The sequence below is a fragment of the Paenibacillus sp. sgz302191 genome (assembly GCF_057749925.1).
Map to the genome: position 1 here is coordinate 220,208 of NZ_JBYLHY010000009.1, position 16,545 is coordinate 236,752.

Sequence of the window (16,545 nt, forward strand, 5' to 3'; positions counted from 1 at the left end):
ATGGGTACGGAGTAACACAGGTTGAAAAAGAGAAGAGGCTGTTGCACGAACAGCAGCCTCTTTAATTTTATCTAATCTACCGGAGAGGAAGAAATGCTATGCAGGAAGCACACATTCAGCCAAAGGTGGTGCCGACAACCCGAAGCAGCGAGCTCGGCAGACGCCTTTGGAAAAATAAATTGATCTATATCATGCTGCTGCCGGGAATTCTGTATTTTCTAATATTCAAATATATCCCCATGTACGGGCTGATCATTTCGTTTCAAAATTACAAACCGTTTAAAGGAATCAGCGGAAGCGAATGGGTCGGTTTCGAACATTTTCGCCGCTTGTTTACGGAACCCGATTTTTGGACGATTCTCAGCAATACGTTAATTCTGTTCGGTATGAATCTTTTGTTTTATTTTCCGATTCCGATCATTTTGGCGCTGATGTTAAACGAAGTCAGAGCGGAACTGTTTAAGAAAACTTTTCAGACGATTGTTTATTTGCCTCACTTCATGTCCTGGGTCATTATCGTCTCGATCACCTTCGTCATGCTGACGATGGACGGCGGGATTGTCAACGAGCTGCTTGAGTATTTCGGATTTACGGAAATCAATTTCCTTTTGAGCCCCGATTGGTTCAGACCGATCTATACGCTTCAAGTCATTTGGAGAGAAGCAGGTTGGGGAACGATTATTTATTTGGCCGCGATCGCTTCCATCGATCCCCAGCTTTATGAGGCTGCGCGGATGGACGGCGCCGGGCGCATCAGACAAATGTGGCACATTACATTGCCGGCGGTTCGCAGTGTGATCATCGTATTGTTAATTTTGAAAATCGGTCATGTTCTCGACCTCGGTTTCGAGCACGTCTACCTGCTTCTCAACTCCATGAACCGGGAAGTTGCCGAGATCATTGACACTTATGTATATACGGCAGGCTTAAAGCAAGGGCAGTACAGCTACAGCGCCGCAATCGGATTTTTCAAATCGTTTATCGGACTGATTCTTGTCATGCTGGTCAACAGGATTTCCAAGAAGATAGGCGAAGAGGGCGTATATTGAGGAGGACTGGACAATGATTGATGACAGAACGATAGCCGGCAGAATGTTTAACATCATCAATTATGCATTATTAACGATTATCGGTTTAGTTACCGTGCTGCCGTTCGTGCATGTCGTAGCGGGTTCGTTCACGACAAGCGCGGAAATGGCCGCCAAGAAGTTTGTGCTTTTCCCTACGGACTGGAGTTTGGACGCTTATCGGTTTATTTTCTCGACGAATACGATTTTTAAAGCGATGGGCGTATCGATCGGAACTACTCTTTTCGGAACGATATTCAGTATGTTTGTGACGATTTTGATGGCATACGGTCTGGCCCGCAAAGATTTGGACGGAAGAAAGACGGTCAATTTCCTTGTCGTATTTACGATGCTGTTTAACGGCGGATTGATTCCGACCTTCCTGGTTGTCAAGGAGCTGGGTTTGATCGATACTTACTCGGCGTTGGTTCTGCCTACTGCAATCAGCGCATTCAACCTGATCATTTTGAAAAACTTCTTCCAAAACGTGCCGGAAGGGCTCGAAGAATCGGCCAAAATCGACGGCTGCAACGATTTCGGCATTTTGTTCCGCATTGTGCTGCCATTATCGATGCCGGCAATTGCAACCATCTCTTTATTCTACGCAGTGACTCATTGGAACACGTATATCAACGCAATCTTTTATATTAACGACAGCAAGCTGTGGCCGATTCAGGTGCTGCTCAGACAAATCGTCGTTCTGGCCAGCGGAATGGATTCCAGCTCAGCCTTAGACAATACGACTCCGCCGCCGGCGCAATCGATCAAAATGGCCGTTATCGTCGTTGCGACGCTGCCGATCCTGCTGGTGTACCCGTTCCTGCAAAAGCATTTCGCTAAAGGAGCGATGTTGGGCTCGATCAAGGGATAGGAAAAGAGGGTCTTGCACATGCACATGCAGACACACGAAGAGAATTTACGCGCTGCGCTTGCCGAAATGGACGGTTTGTTCAGCCGGTTTTTCGACTGGCTGGCCGGGCAGTACGATGCGCGCAGCGGCGGATTTTTCTACGCCCGCAGCTCGCGGGAGATCGCCGGCCTTACGCCGGACATCGAATCGACGGCTCAGGCGCTGAACATTTTGGAGCGCTGCGGCCTGTTGGAATCGATGCCGCCCGCGGTGAAGGAGCGGTTGATCCGCTTTTTCCAGAGCAAGCAGGACCCGGACACAGGCTGCTTTTACGATGCGAATTCGCATATGCGCGAAGACGAGGTGATGGTAGCCCGGGCGATTGGCTACAGCCTTAACGCCCTGCGCAAGCTCGGGGGCGAGCCGCTTTACGCTTTGCCGTTTCAGGCGCGGCAGGCGCCCGGCTACATGAGCTCGCCGGAAGCTTATCTCCGCTGGCTGCGCTCCGTGGAATTAAGCAACAGCTGGCGCGGCTGCGACCGCTTGTCAACTTCCGCGGTGTATGTGCGGCAAGTCGAGCCGCCGGAGCGCCGGGCGGAGTTTGCGCATACGGCGTTCCGGTTTTTTGCGGAAATTCAGGACCCGGACACTGGGCTTTGGGGCCGGGGAACGCAGTATGAGCGAATTTCCGGCACTTTCAAGCTGCATACCTTTTATGACAGCTTCGGTGTGCCCATGCCCGCAGAGCGGCGGATTTACAGCAGCATACTCCGCTGCCTGCGGACGGAGGAGGCCAGCGATATGTGCTACATTCGCAACCCGATCCACCTGCTTTCCTATATGAAGCCGGACATCCCGCCGGAGGAGCTGCGCGAGATCGTCCGCATCACGCTGGCGAACATGAGCAGGCTGCTCCGCACGGACGGCGGATTTTCCCGCGAGCTGGCTCACTCGCCTTCGGCGCCGAATGTGGCGCAGATCAAGCGCGGGGAGTATTACCCGGACATGCCGAGGCCGGTTCATATCGGGCGCGGGCTAGTCGAGGGCGATATGAATGCGGGAACGCAGGCGCTGCTGATCCGGTCCGTGTGCTATCATCTGGCCGGCCTGCAGGAGCCGGGGTGGAGTTTTTCCGCCGATTCATTTTACAAACCAATACTGTGATAACACTGGCAAGCTAGAGAGGGAAGGGAGAAATCAGAATGACTGTTATTGCAAAAAAGACACCGATCGAGTGGGCGAAGGCTGCCTGCGATTCCGTTATGAGCCAGTATACCCCGATGGAGCTTCCGCCCGCCGGGCGCTGGCACTACCATCAGGGCGTATTTTTGTGCGGAGTGGAGCTGCTGTCGGAGCAGGTGAAGGAAGAGCGCTACGCCGACTATATCCAGGGATATGTGGACGGCCTTGTGGACGAATCCGGTAATCTGTACTTTGCCCGCGACGAATTGGACGCGATTCAGGCCGGGCTTTTGCTGTTCCGCCTGGAACAGCGGACGGGCCGCAGCAAATACCGGATAGCCGCCGACAAGCTGAGAAGCTTGTTTCATACGTTGAACCTGACTTCCGAAGGCGGCTTCTGGCATAAGGACAAATACCCGTATCAAATGTGGCTGGACGGCTTGTATATGGGCGGCGTTTTCGCCTTGAAATACGCCAACGCCTACGGGGATCACAGCCTGCGGACGACGGTGCTGCATCAGGAGAAGCTGATGCGCAAATACATGAAAGACGAGCGTACGGGCCTGCTCTACCACGCGTGGGACGAGAGCCGGAGAATGCCGTGGGCCAACCTGGAGACGGGCTGTTCGCCGGAGTTTTGGGGCAGGTCGCTGGGCTGGTACGGTCTGGCGCTGGCGCAGTTTTTGGATGAGCTGCCGGCAGGCGAAGCGGGCCGTGACGAACTGGCCGCCGCTCTGGGGGATTTTGTGCGCGCGCTGATTCGCTACCAGGACCAAGAAAGCGGTCTGTGGTACCAAATCGTGGACAAAGGGCACATGCCCGACAATTGGCTGGAGACATCCTGCACCAACTTGTTTGTGTACACGATCGCCAAAGCGATTAAGCACGGCGTTGTCGGAGACGAGTGCCTGGATGCGGCCCGAAGGGGATATGAGGGACTTATCCGCACGCTGCAGTTCGACGAGCAGAAGTGCCTGATTTTGCCGCACATCTGTATCGGAACTTCCGCCGGCGATTACGAAAATTATGTGACCCGGCCGACGAGCGAGAACGATCTGCACGGCATAGGCACATTCGTCATGGCTTGCGTGGAGATGCAATCGTTAACCGCAAATGAACACTAGAGGTGCAGCCAAATGTCGATATATAGCATTACACGGTTCGGCGCCGTTCCCGACGGAGTCACCGATAACAGTCAGGCGATCGCCGAGGCTATCGAAACTTGCGCGATCAACGGAGGCGGGACCGTCTACATTCCCGCAGGGACTTATGTCACCGGCAGAATCGTGCTGCGCAGCCGCATGACGCTGGAACTGGAAGCGGGCGCCGTACTGCAGTTCCGCACCGACTTTGACGACTATCCGCCTGTTCCGACCCGATGGTCCGGCTATGAATGTTACGGCTACTCGCCGCTCATCTATGGCAGTGGTCTGTCCCATGTGACGATCAAGGGCAAAGGGATCATCGATGGGCAGGGAGCCCCGTGGTGGCAGGCGAATCGGGCCCTGCGCCGGGGCGAAACCGTGGAAAGCGCGCGGACGAAGGAAATCGCCGGCTTGAACGAGGAGCTGCTTCGCTCGGTCAAAAGCAATATCGTGGAGTGGGAGTCGCAATTTCTCCGCCCGCCCTTGCTGCAGCTGATCGATTGCGAGCATGTGAGCATCGAAGGCGTTACACTGCAAAATTCGCCGTTCTGGAACACGCATCTGGTCTACTGCAAAAACGTGCATATTCACGGCGTGAACATTAAAAATCCGAGCGACACGCCGAACGGCGACGGCTTGGACATTGATTCGTGCTCGAATGTGCGGATCTCCGACTGCTTCTTCGACGTGGGGGACGACTGCCTCTGCATCAAGTCGGGCATCGACGAAGACGGACGCCGTGTCGGCAAGCCTTCGGAGAACATCGCGGTGACGAACTGCACGATGCTCAGAGGGCACGGCGGGGTCGTGCTCGGCAGTGAAATGGCCGGCGGCATTCGCAACGTCGTCATTTCGAACTGCATCTTCATCGGTACGGATCGCGGCATCCGCATGAAAACGAACCGCGCCCGCGGAGGGTACATCCGAAACATTCAGGTTAGCAATGTGTATATGGAGGATGTATTTTGCCCGCTGACGGTCAATTCGTTCTACCGGCACGGAGTGGATGAAAGCAATCCGTTGATCGGCAGTCCGCTTCCCGTCGCCGTCACCGACAGCACGCCCGTGATCGAGCACATCCGGATCAGCGACGTAACCGCCAAACGGTGCAGAGCTTCCGCCGGATTTATTTACGGACTGCCGGAGATGCCGATCCGGGACGTGCAGCTGCATCATGTGCTGATCGAAATGACGACCGATCCGCTGGAGCAGGGCGACGAGCCGGATATGGTGCGGGAGCCGATCGTCATGGCCGGAGACGGCATGCTGTGCAAGCACGTGGAGGGCATGGAGCTCCACCACGTCCGCATCGAGACGCGGCAAGGTCCGGCGCTGCGCGCGGAAGACGTGCGCGACTTCGAAGCGCATGAGCTGTCCATGAAGCGCAGGCACAAAGATACGCCGGTCGTGGCGCTGACCCGCTCGGCGGAGGTGTTTATTGCCGGCAGGCATACGGCTGACGGCAGCTATTTGCAAACCGACGCGGGCAGCACGCGCGTGGGGGGATGACGTACCAGGGGAGCTCGGTTCCCCTGGTTTTTTTTGGATAAGTCGGGCTTAGGCCCGACTATTTCTTGATGAGCATCGGCGGCTCCGGGTAGTACGATATTCACCCGAGTCCCCACCGTAGCAAAAGCCGTTTCTGCGCAACGTCGTCCAAAGCCGGTGCGACCGTTTATGAAGCGGCTCGGCAGCCCGCAGTGGCTTCACTCTGCAAGGCCTCCACCCCGCAAAACCTGCAAAAGTCAGGCTGTTGAAAAACCCCCGTGTCAGCGGCGATAACCACAATCTGCTTGGCTGCACGAAGAAAACCTGCAAAAATACATGAATTTGCGTCCTTGATCGCTGGCCACGAAAAATTCCTGCAATTGTGCAGGCTTTTCAGCGGGGATATGGGCTCAGGTTCACTTTCAGCGCAAATTCCTGCACTTTCGCAGGCTTTTCGCCAAAAAAAGCCAATTTCAGAGAAAAAAACTGCACTTTCGCAGGTTTTCTCCCTGACACGATGCATCCTGCCCATTTTGTTCAGTTCCGCGACCTCGCAAGGAGAGGTACGCGCCCAGAAAAAGCGGCTATCCCTCAAATTAGGGTAATGGGTATGCATAAAAGCAACCCCGTCGCACAGACTCCTACTTCCAGTAATTCCCACCCCCTCACGGCTCATTTTTTTGCAATCGAATCGCTGGAGCCGGCGTCGATCAGGATAGTTCTGTCGAATATGTTCACCAATTCCGCGGAATACGACTCCAGGTCGACTTTACCGTAAAGATTCGCATTCGCCCAATACTCCCCGATCGCCCCCGTGATCGCACTTGTCATCACGCGAACGTTGAACTCGCGGAACTTTCCCTATCGCCCCCTCAGTTCAATAAAAAACGCTCCTTGTTAATGCTTGACTTGGAGTATACTCCAAGTTTTATCATGATTTTCAGCAAGTAAATTCTACCTCCAGGAGGCGTAATCATGAGCACTTCAAAAACAGTTTTGATCACTGGCGGAAACAAAGGTATTGGTCTTGAGACTGCCAGGCAATTGGGCAAGCTGGGATTCACAATTTTAATCGGTTCAAGAGATCAATCTAAAGGGGATGAAGCTGCAGCTTTGCTGAAGAATGAGAACATAGATGCTGAGGCAATTACGCTTGACGTTACAGACATGGATACCATTCAATCTGCCGCGAAACGAATTGATGATCAATATGGGGCGCTTGATATTCTGATTAATAACGCTGGCGTGAGCTTGGATGGAGGTCTTCCTCCGAGTCAACTGGAATTGACCGTTCTAAGGAATACTTATGAAACGAATGTATTCGGCATGTTTTCTGTCACTAAGGCAATGCTCCCTTTGATTAAAAATTCGCCTGCTGGCAGAATTGTAAACCTCTCAAGTGGCCTGGCTTCCTTGACCTTGAATAATGACCCGGAATCCGATGCCGAAAAATACGGAGTCAATGTGCTCGCCTACATGAGTTCGAAAACGGCTGTCAATGCACTGACTGTCTTGTTTGCCAGAGAATTAAAAGGTACGCCGATCAAGATAAATTCAGCTGATCCGGGGTACACAGCTACGGATTTGAATGGGCATACGGGTTATCGTACCGTTGAACAGGGCGCGTCTATTGTCGTGAAACTCGCCACCCTCCCCAACGATGGTCCGACCGGCGGTTTCTTTGATGAAAACGGAGTGATACCGTGGTAATACAGCAGGAGGAGGTGGCAAAAGTGAGCGACGTTCCGGAAGCCTTCAGTTCAATTAAACAGGCGGCAAAATTCACTGGGCTATCGGAAGATACGATCCGCTATTATGAGAAAATTGGATTGCTGCCGTATGCGGATCGTAAAGCAAACGGGCGCAGGACTTACAGTAAACATCAGCTGGAGTTTATGGTTTTTTTGACGAGAATGAAGGCAACAGGAATGACGTTGGAAGAAATCAAGCGATACCGTCAACTCTCCTCGCAAGGATCTTCCTCAATCCATCAAAAAATCTCGTTTCTAATCGAGCACAAGACAAGAGTCCAAGACGAAATTTCTCGATTGCAGGAGACCGAAAAAATTGTTGATTATAAAATTGATTATTATAATAGGGTTCTAATGAACCCCGATTTAAAAGATTCCAACTGCGATCCCATAGAAGAGTAATTAAACGATGAGCTGCCATATCGCCAGTCTGCATTTTATTTTCTTCGAACACAAGGAATGTGGCGCCGAGGGAAAGAACTGAGCGTGACAAAATGCACGCTGCCTGCAGCCTGCAGCCGGCGGTTTTAGCGCCTGTTCAAAATGTTGACCGCGGCAGATAGCGTGCCGCCAAACCGATCGGGCCAACGCGCCAGCAGGTCGTTCCGGCCAGTCCCGTGAAAGTCGCCCGCGAGCGGCTCCATGCTTGCGCCCGCGGCCCACGGCCCGAAAGGGGAAGCCGGCGGTAAGAAGGCGCTTCCTGTACTGAGGGCGGCTGTCCAAAGTCCCTGCTCCCGATCCACAAGCAGGAGATCGCTGCGGCCGTCGCCGTTCAAATCAGCGAGAAGCGCGTCATAGCGCTCGCCGGATATGGGCGCGGTCAACCAGGCGCCAGCGGCATGTAAACGCAGTCCGTCGCTTAGCCAGACGTCCCATTGACCTGCCGCGCGGTCCCAGAGCACAAGATCGGCCAGCCCGTCGCCGTTGACGTCCGCGATATAAGGGGAGCGGGCTTTGGCGAAGCCGGGGACTTGCAGCCGGAGCTGCGGGGCGTAAAACCCTCGTCCGTGGCTGAGAGCCACAGCCAGACGGCCGGAATCCGGGTCCCACAGCACCAAATCCGTCAACCCGTCGCCGTTCAAATCCCCCGCAAGAGCTTGCCATCCCCTGAACGCGTCTCCCGCGGCAAGCCATCTCCCGTCAGGCTGCAGCCCGGTACCTGTATGTAGCGCCACCTCGCAAACGCAAAGCCCGGGATGCCATACCGCAGCGTCAGTTCGGCCGTCGCCGTTGAAATCGTCGGCCAGCTCCGTCCCGCCGCCCGATACGGGCCAGCCCGACAAAACCGGACGCACCGTGCGAATCCCGTTCCCGATTTTAAACCTGCTGTCCAAACTCACCTCAGCAAAATACCAATTGCCGCTTGAGCGCTGACGGATCATGAGCCTGTCTTTACCGCCTTTTTCGGTTTTTGCAGTCAGAACCCGGTAATCGGGTCCTTCCCAAACATCGGTTTGCCGGAAATCCGGTACAAACGAAAGCAAACCCAAAATGGAGACGAACCGTCGGCCGTCCGCTTGAAAGGAGCGGATTAGCGTTTTGAGCGGCGTTTTGGCCTCATAGATTGGCGGGGCGCCGGGCTGAAGCCGGATATATGGGAATTCAAGAAACGGATGATAGAAAAAAGAAGCCAAGTCATCGGCTCCATACTTGCGCATCTCGCTGACGATTCGTTTCGTGTCTTCATTGACAGCTTCGCCGCTTACGTAGAAGAGGGGCGTCGGAACGTACAGAGCTCCACTGGAGACAGGCGAGTCCGAGCCGTGAAACGTGACCTTCCGGCTGTCGGGGAAGGCGGGATTATTTTCATAAATGAGGCCGCTGCAAGCTTCAAGAATATCCCTTTGAACCGGGGATGCCGCATAGTGCGGCGTCTCGAACCAATCCGCCCGCAGCCCGGCGGCGTGAAACAGCTCAAGCGCCTTGGCGAACCGACCGTATGCGTACGAATGCCGCAGCTGGGCAGGCTGACTCAATGCCTTCGGCGAATCGTCCGGCGGGCAGTTCGCGCGGCAGTTTGCGTAATGAAATTCGTAGCCTTCGCCGCTTACCGTTTTGCCGTATTGATGCGTGTATCCGTGAATGCCGAGGGATGCGCCTTTATCGGACAACGTGTGCAGCGTTTGGACAAAACGAACCGATACCGGATCGCTCCGGTCCGCAATGGAGCGGTCGATCCGGCGGATCGGGTCGACAAACCGGGGAATGACGGCGACATGAAACGGAACGCCAGACGCACGCAAAAAATCGGCGACAGCAATAAGCTTCGCCTGATTTTCCGCAGATTCGTAATAGTCTCCGGGGCCGATATCTTCAAGCCGAATCAATGCTTTTTTCATCCGAATTCCCCCTCGCCTGCACGAAACCTTTCGTTGGTGATATGTATGATGGGATCGGCCTTTTTCATAACCGGCTTTTGCAAGGGGAGAGGATGCGAGGGGGGCTAGTCTTCCGGCGTGCGATCAAGGTACAAGCGGGTAACCTCCGTATATTCGCCTTGCTCGATCTCTTTTCCGTCAGCCTTTTCTTCAAGCGGATCATGGGTGTTCATTCCGGGTGCGATCGTCGGCTCGGTTTCTTTTTCATGTTTTGGCACTATTTTCACGCTCCTTAACAAGTAATATAGCCATTCGGTGGGAAGGATATCCGCTTTTCGGGCAGGGAGAGGGGGCAAAAGGGCAGTTAAAAGGCCAACCTGTAAAAGGTCGGCCTCAAAGCTTTATTTTTTACAGCAAAATTCCGGTGAAAGTGATCGCTCCGATTGCAGTCGCCGTACCGCTCAGCGTTAACGCCTGTAACGTATACGTTACATCGCCGGTTCCAGAAGTTGAATCAACATGGTCGACGCTCGTTGCGAAAAATGAGGATGTCGAGATCGCTTCATCATTGATGCTAAAGATGACGGTTGCTCCATTAAGAATTTGCAATTGAAGCACAGTATTAGCCGCATCTGCTTGCCATCCGACAATTCCGGTTAACCAAACGCGGCTTCCGGCCGGAACCCCCGTTATTGTAATCGTCCCGAGAGGAGTCGCGACAGCACTTATCGCTATTGCTGAACTCCCCGTCGTATTTGGCGAATTCTCGGAAACCTGAAACTGTTGGAACGCCCCTGTGGCCCCGGTAGCACCCGTAGCACCAGTATCGCCCGTGGCTCCGGTAGCGCCAGTGTCGCCAGTGTCGCCAGTAGCCCCAGTGGCACCTGTGTCGCCCGTGGCACCTGTGGCCCCCGTGTCGCCGGTGGCTCCAGTAGCGCCAGTGTCGCCAGTAGCACCCGTGGCACCCGTGACTCCGGTAGCCCCAGTAGCGCCAGTAGCGCCAGTGTCGCCAGTAGCCCCAGTGGCAGTGTCGCCCGTGGCTCCAGTAGCTCCAGTGGCACCCGTCGCGCCAGTTGCACCAGTGTCGCCCGTGGCTCCGGTAGCGCCCGTGGTTCCGGTGTCGCCTGTAGCCCCAGTGGCCCCAGTAGCGCCAGTAGCCCCCGTGTCGCCGGTGATTCCGGTAGCGCCAGTAGCCCCAGTGTCGCCGGTGGCCCCTGTAGCCCCAGTTTCGCCCGTGTCGCCGGTAGCACCCGTGTCACCAGTGTCGCCGGTGGCCCCTGTAGCGCCAGTGGCACCTGTGTCGCCCGTGGCTCCGGTAGTGCCAGTAGCCCCAGTAGCCCCCGTGTCACCCGTGTCACCAGTGTCGCCGGTAGCGCCCGTGGCACCTGTGGCACCAGTAGCGCCCGTGTCACCAGTGGCACCTGTGTCGCCAGTAGCCCCCGTGTCGCCCGTGGCCCCCGTGGCCCCTGTGGCACCAGTAGCGCCCGTGGCTCCCGTGGCTCCGGTGTCGCCAGTAGCCCCAGTGTCACCAGTGGCCCCCGTGGCACCTGTGGCTCCGGTGTCGCCAGTAGCCCCAGTGTCACCAGTGGCCCCAGTGTCGCCCGTGGCACCAGTAGCGCCCGTAGCCCCTGTAGCGCCAGTGGCACCAGTGTCGCCAGTAGCCCCAGTGGCCCCAGTAGCCCCAGTAGCCCCCGTGTCACCCGTGGCTCCGGTAGCGCCCGTGTCACCTGTGGCACCAGTAGCGCCCGTGTCACCAGTGGCACCTGTGGCACCAGTAGCGCCCGTGTCACCAGTGGCCCCTGTGTCGCCAGTAGCCCCCGTGTCGCCCGTGGCCCCCGTGGCACCTGTGGCACCAGTAGCGCCCGTGTCACCAGTGGCCCCCGTGGCACCTGTGGCACCAGTAGCGCCCGTGGCTCCCGTGGCTCCGGTGTCGCCAGTAGCCCCAGTGTCGCCGGTAGCACCCGTGTCACCAGTGTCGCCGGTAGCGCCCGTGGCCCCAGTGTCGCCGGTGGCCCCGGTAGCGCCAGTGGCACCTGTGTCGCCCGTGGCTCCGGTAGTGCCAGTAGCCCCAGTAGCCCCCGTGTCACCCGTGGCTCCGGTAGCGCCCGTGGCACCTGTGGCACCAGTAGCGCCCGTGGCACCAGTGGCACCTGTGTCGCCAGTAGCCCCCGTGGCCCCTGTGGCACCAGTAGCGCCCGTGTCACCAGTGGCCCCCGTGGCCCCTGTGGCACCAGTAGCGCCCGTGGCACCAGTAGCGCCCGTGGCACCAGTAGCGCCCGTGGCACCAGTAGCGCCCGTGGCACCAGTAGCGCCCGTGGCACCAGTAGCGCCCGTGGCTCCCGTGGCTCCGGTGTCGCCAGTAGCCCCAGTGTCACCAGTGTCACCAGTGGCCCCAGTGGCCCCAGTGGCACCTGTGGCACCTGTGGCACCAGTAGCGCCCGTGGCTCCCGTGGCTCCGGTGTCGCCAGTAGCCCCAGTGGCCCCAGTGGCCCCAGTGGCCCCAGTGGCACCAGTGTCGCCCGTGGCACCAGTAGCGCCCGTAGCCCCTGCAGCGCCAGTGGCACCAGTTGCACCAGTGTCGCCCGTGGCACCAGTAGCGCCCGTAGCCCCTGTAGCGCCAGTGGCACCAGTTGCACCAGTGTCGCCCGTGGCACCAGTAGCGCCCGTAGCCCCTGTAGCGCCAGTGGCACCTGTGTCGCCAGTAGCGCCCGTGTCACCCGTGTCACCCGTGGCTCCGGTAGCACCCGTAGCCCCAGTGTCGCCAGTGGCTCCAGTGGCACCGGTAGCGCCAGTAGCTCCTGTGGCTCCAGTGTCGCCCGTAGCCCCAGTTGCACCAGTTGCACCAGTGGCACCGGTAGCGCCAGTAGCGCCCGTGGCCCCAGTGGCCCCCGTCGCGCCCGTAGCCCCCGTGTCGCCAGTGGCTCCAGTGGCTCCAGTGGCTCCAGTGTCACCAGTGGCCCCCGTCGCGCCCGTAGCACCAGTGTCGCCAGTAGCACCAGTGTCGCCCGTGGCTCCAGTAGCTCCAGTGGCCCCCGTCGCGCCCGTAGCACCAGTGTCGCCAGTAGCACCAGTGTCGCCCGTGGCTCCAGTAGCTCCAGTGGCACCCGTCGCGCCCGTAGCACCAGTGTCGCCAGTAGCTCCGGTAGCACCCGTAGCACCAGTGTCGCCCGTGGCTCCGGTAGCGCCCGTAGCTCCAGTGGCCCCTGTGTCGCCCGTGGTTCCGGTGTCGCCAGTAGCGCCCGTAGCCCCCGTGTCGCCGGTAGCACCCGTAGCACCAGTAGCCCCCGTGTCGCCAGTGGCCCCCGTGTCGCCCGTGTCGCCCGTGGCTCCGGTGTCACCCATCGCACCCGTGGCACCGGTAGCCCCCGTAGCCCCCGTGTCGCCCGTGGCACCAGTGTCGCCCGTGGCACCAGTGTCGCCCGTGGCACCAGTGTCGCCCGTGGCTCCGGTGTCGCCAGTAGCCCCAGTGGCCCCAGTGGCCCCAGTGGCCCCAGTGTCGCCCGTAGCGCCCGTAGCGCCCGTAGCGCCCGTAGCGCCCGTAGCCCCAGTGTCACCAGTGGCCCCTGTAGCGCCAGTGGCACCAGTGGCACCAGTGTCGCCAGTGGCCCCCGTGGCCCCAGTGTCGCCCGTGGCCCCGGTGTCGCCTGTAGCCCCAGTAGCCCCAGTGTCGCCCGTGGCCCCTGTAGCCCCCGTGGCTCCGGTAGCGCCCGTAGCACCTGTGGCTCCCGTGGCTCCGGTAGCGCCCGTGGCTCCAGTGGCCCCGGTAGCACCTGTAGCCCCAGTCACACCTGTCGCGCCAGTAGCTCCGCCTGATGGCCCTGTCGCGCCCGTCGCACCGGTGGCTCCTGCAACACCCGTCGCCCCAGTGGCTCCTGCAGCCCCCGTAGCACCAGTAGCACCTGTAGCTCCCGTAGCACCCGTCGGCCCGGTGGCTCCGCCTCCGGTTGCAGCCAGCAATGCCACGTCGTCTACTAAAATATCCGCTGTTCCAGCCAGCGGGATAGTGTTGATTAGTATGAACGCTTGAGTGGTGCCGGCGGGAGCAGGGCTCGTCGTTTGGTAGATTTCGAGCCAAGTATTGTTTGTAGCGTCAGGAATTCGATCTTGTAGAACGTCTATAAAAAGTCCGGTGCTGAGCAGATTAAAGAGGCTGTCAAAAAAAAGCACCTGGGCCGTAACGGAAGGTGCCGGCAGTCCCCCGACCTTGGCAAGCGAAACAAGGAATTCGTAAGATTCTCCTGAAGTTGCCGGTACGAATTGTGCTATAAAAGAGGTAACTGCACCGCCTTGCAAATCGGCAGCAAATATACCCGAATGCGAAAAAGTACTTGTAACCGAAGCATTGGCAGAGCTCCACGGGACAAGAGTTCCTGTTTCAAAACCGCCGTTAACGACTAAGTTTTGAATAGTCATTTTTAAAGCCCCTTTCCTCATAATTGCGTTTCCCTTAACCCGTTAGAGAAACGTAGAATAGTATACGGCAGCTTTTGTTTTCCAGTAACGTCCTTTGACGCTGGTCAGAATCACAATTTTTGAACGCGCGAAGAAGATGTGGGCGGTCATGAAGACCGTTACCGAGAGGGGAGGCTGTCTAAATCCAATTTTTTTATTTGCACAAAAAAGCATAAACATGAATGCTGCGGTCTAGCTTGGGAATAATCATTATGATATTCTTAAAATAATGAAAAGCGGCTGTAATAATCCGGATGACTATATTATTTGAAACAGAACAGGTGAGACTTATATGCATACTAGCGCCAACAATGAACTATTAGATAACTGGCTGTCTTTTACCAATATACAAACGAGCATTAATAATAAATTGGAGAGTGCTCTACAAGAGAACTATAGTTTATCGTTAAAAGAATTCTATGTTCTTTATTTCCTGTCCCAAACAAGCGATAAACAATTAAGGTTACAGAAATTGGAGGAAATGGTCGGCTTAAGTCAAAGCGCCGTATCAAGACTGGTAGGCAGAATGGAAGCTAAAAGCTGCGGTGCTTTGCAGCGGCACGTTTGTGAAGACGATCGGAGAGGGATCTACACCCATTTGACGGAGCTCGGCGAAAATAAATTTAAAAGAGCCTTGGTAACTTTTAACGAAATTATTCAGTCTGCCTTTTTAGAGGACGGCCTCCAGAATGAGCTGCAGTCTTTAATCCAAAAATGCAAAACGGCGGATAAATAAATCTGCTGCAGAGTAACTTTTGCCCGAAGATGTTTGTTCGGGCTTTTTTGCATTTGAAGATGCAGCGCCTCGCCTAATAACTCCGTAATGATTTTACCTTCCCAACTTTCGCACGCATGTATCCGAACTGAAAAGTATAAATTAATGAAATCACCTATTTACAAAACTATACGTTCAGTATATTATTTAATCATTAATTAGTGAACATTAAGTGCAGTATTTAATTGCGTTATCGGTAAAGAAGGGGGGATCATCGCGGCGCTTGAATAAAATCCATATGTCAATATGATTTCCAAATAAGGAGTTGTAACTATGACTTTTTCAAAAAAACAAGCCATCGAAAAGGATCTCCCGGCATGGTTAGCCATACTTCTGGCGGCCGCATGCGGTATCATTGTAGCTAATCTTTACTACGCACAGCCCTTGGTAGGTTTAATCAGCTCTTCAATTGGGATGTCTGCCGGAAGTGCCGGCTTGATCGTAACGTTAACCCAGATTGGGTATGTTGTCGGCTTGCTGTTTGTCGTACCTTTGGGGGATATTATTGAAAATCGAAGGCTGGTAGTCGTCACTTTACTGCTCAGCGCAGTCGCCCTGATTGCCGCTGCAGTCGTGAAACACGCTATGCTTTTCTTAGCGGCTTCACTTTTCATCGGGTTGGGGTCGGTAGCTGCACAAGTACTCGTGCCTTTTGCATCATACCTTGCAACGGAAGCAACACGCGGCCGTGTTGTAGGCAATGTCATGAGTGGTCTGTTACTTGGTATCATGCTCTCACGTCCGTTATCGAGCCTGGTGGCTGACTTCTTAGGCTGGCATGCGATATTCGCCCTGTCAGCCGCAGTTATTGTTCTCCTGGCGATCGTGCTGGCTAAGGTCCTTCCTGCAAGGAAGCCCACGGCAAACACGCACTATGTAGTCCTCCTTGGTTCAATGTGGCATCTGCTTCGGACTACCCCGATCTTACGCCGTCGAGCCGTTTATCATGCGTGTTTGTTTGGGACTTTCAGCTTGTTCTGGACAACAGTTCCGTTATTGTTGACCAGTCCTGCTTTTCATTTTTCTCAAAAAGCCATTGCGTTGTTCGCCCTTGTCGGAGTCGCGGGTTCTATAGCGGCACCTATAGCCGGCCGACTGGCTGATCGCGGCTTGACCAGATCGTCTACAGGGATAGCTCTCACGATTGTCGTCGTTTCTGTTTTGCTGCCACTCATCATCCAGACAAGTTCGCCTGTCGGAATAGCTGTTTTAGTCGTATCAGCCATTCTATTGGACGCTGGAGTATCTGCAAATCTTGTGCTTGGACAACGGTCAATCTTCTCGTTAGGGCCAGAAATCCGCAGCCGATTAAACGGGCTATTCATGGCTATTTTCTTTTTGGGCGGTGCCGTCGGATCCGCTATCGGCGGATGGGTATACGCATTAGGAGGATGGAGTGCAGCATTATGGGTAGGAATAATCTTTCCGGTCATTGCTCTGCTTTATTTCGCCACAGAGAAGAAGTAAATCTTTGAGGTGTGCATTTTATATAGAAGCGAGGCGCAGCAAAAAAACCT

General features: G+C 55.8%; 14 protein-coding genes. 9 read left to right on the forward strand and 5 right to left on the reverse strand.

Translation table 11 applies throughout. The features are described from left to right. Positions 1-98: 98 nt before the first annotated feature. Genes AC3G2T_RS15685 through AC3G2T_RS15705 form a run of 5 tightly spaced genes read left to right on the forward strand, consistent with a single transcriptional unit; the run spans position 99 to position 5,753 of the window. Positions 99-1,049 carry an ABC transporter permease gene (locus AC3G2T_RS15685; protein ID WP_474684182.1) on the forward strand — a complete coding sequence of 317 codons (951 nt, stop codon included), beginning with the start codon at positions 99-101 and terminating at the stop codon, positions 1,047-1,049. A 13-nt stretch (positions 1,050-1,062) separates the two neighbouring features. Further along, a complete protein-coding gene (locus tag AC3G2T_RS15690; protein ID WP_488436078.1) occupies positions 1,063-1,938 on the forward strand; it encodes a carbohydrate ABC transporter permease in 876 nt (291 codons plus the stop codon). Positions 1,939-1,962: 24 nt separating this feature from the next. Next, positions 1,963-3,081, forward strand: a complete 1,119-nt coding sequence (locus AC3G2T_RS15695; RefSeq protein ID WP_488436133.1) for a hypothetical protein — start codon at positions 1,963-1,965, stop codon at positions 3,079-3,081. A gap of 38 nt (positions 3,082-3,119) precedes the next feature. After that, positions 3,120-4,223: a glycoside hydrolase family 88/105 protein gene (locus AC3G2T_RS15700; RefSeq protein ID WP_488436079.1), complete on the forward strand. Its 1,104-nt coding sequence runs from the start codon at positions 3,120-3,122 to the stop codon at positions 4,221-4,223. A 12-nt stretch (positions 4,224-4,235) separates the two neighbouring features. Next, positions 4,236-5,753: a glycoside hydrolase family 28 protein gene (locus tag AC3G2T_RS15705; RefSeq protein WP_488436080.1), complete on the forward strand. Its 1,518-nt coding sequence runs from the start codon at positions 4,236-4,238 to the stop codon at positions 5,751-5,753. Between the two features lie 166 nt (positions 5,754-5,919). Here AC3G2T_RS15705 and AC3G2T_RS15710 read toward each other — a convergent pair whose 3' ends face one another. Next, the gene (locus AC3G2T_RS15710) at positions 5,920-6,348 is read right to left on the reverse strand and encodes a hypothetical protein (protein WP_474684186.1); all 429 of its coding nucleotides are present in this window, start codon (positions 6,346-6,348) and stop codon (positions 5,920-5,922) included. Positions 6,349-6,404: 56 nt separating this feature from the next. Then, positions 6,405-6,566 (reverse strand): hypothetical protein, encoded by a 162-nt coding sequence (locus AC3G2T_RS15715; RefSeq protein WP_474684187.1) that lies wholly within the window; start codon positions 6,564-6,566, stop codon positions 6,405-6,407. 141 nt (positions 6,567-6,707) lie between these two features. Here AC3G2T_RS15715 and AC3G2T_RS15720 point away from each other — a divergent pair, with 141 nt between their 5' ends. Together AC3G2T_RS15720 and AC3G2T_RS15725 are read left to right on the forward strand one after the other, a co-directional pair. After that, the gene (locus tag AC3G2T_RS15720; RefSeq protein WP_488436081.1) at positions 6,708-7,442 is read left to right on the forward strand and encodes an SDR family oxidoreductase; all 735 of its coding nucleotides are present in this window, start codon (positions 6,708-6,710) and stop codon (positions 7,440-7,442) included. A gap of 23 nt (positions 7,443-7,465) precedes the next feature. Further along, on the forward strand, positions 7,466-7,885 hold the full coding sequence (locus AC3G2T_RS15725; protein WP_488436082.1) for a MerR family transcriptional regulator: 420 nt from the start codon (positions 7,466-7,468) through the stop codon (positions 7,883-7,885). A gap of 125 nt (positions 7,886-8,010) precedes the next feature. Here AC3G2T_RS15725 and AC3G2T_RS15730 read toward each other — a convergent pair whose 3' ends face one another. From AC3G2T_RS15730 to AC3G2T_RS15740, 3 genes are all read right to left on the reverse strand, one after another. Further along, positions 8,011-9,822, reverse strand: a complete 1,812-nt coding sequence (locus tag AC3G2T_RS15730) for a DUF2334 domain-containing protein (RefSeq protein ID WP_488436083.1) — start codon at positions 9,820-9,822, stop codon at positions 8,011-8,013. A 104-nt stretch (positions 9,823-9,926) separates the two neighbouring features. Next, positions 9,927-10,079 carry a hypothetical protein gene (locus AC3G2T_RS15735; RefSeq protein ID WP_474684191.1) on the reverse strand — a complete coding sequence of 51 codons (153 nt, stop codon included), beginning with the start codon at positions 10,077-10,079 and terminating at the stop codon, positions 9,927-9,929. 130 nt (positions 10,080-10,209) lie between these two features. Beyond that, a complete protein-coding gene (locus tag AC3G2T_RS15740; protein ID WP_488436134.1) occupies positions 10,210-14,214 on the reverse strand; it encodes an NTTRR-F1 domain in 4,005 nt (1,334 codons plus the stop codon). A gap of 331 nt (positions 14,215-14,545) precedes the next feature. On the opposite strand from AC3G2T_RS15740, the gene AC3G2T_RS15745 reads away from it, so the two are divergent. Together AC3G2T_RS15745 and AC3G2T_RS15750 are read left to right on the forward strand one after the other, a co-directional pair. Beyond that, positions 14,546-14,989: a MarR family winged helix-turn-helix transcriptional regulator gene (locus AC3G2T_RS15745; RefSeq protein WP_474684192.1), complete on the forward strand. Its 444-nt coding sequence runs from the start codon at positions 14,546-14,548 to the stop codon at positions 14,987-14,989. A gap of 312 nt (positions 14,990-15,301) precedes the next feature. Next, the gene (locus AC3G2T_RS15750) at positions 15,302-16,495 is read left to right on the forward strand and encodes an MFS transporter (protein WP_474684193.1); all 1,194 of its coding nucleotides are present in this window, start codon (positions 15,302-15,304) and stop codon (positions 16,493-16,495) included. Positions 16,496-16,545: the final 50 nt, after the last annotated feature.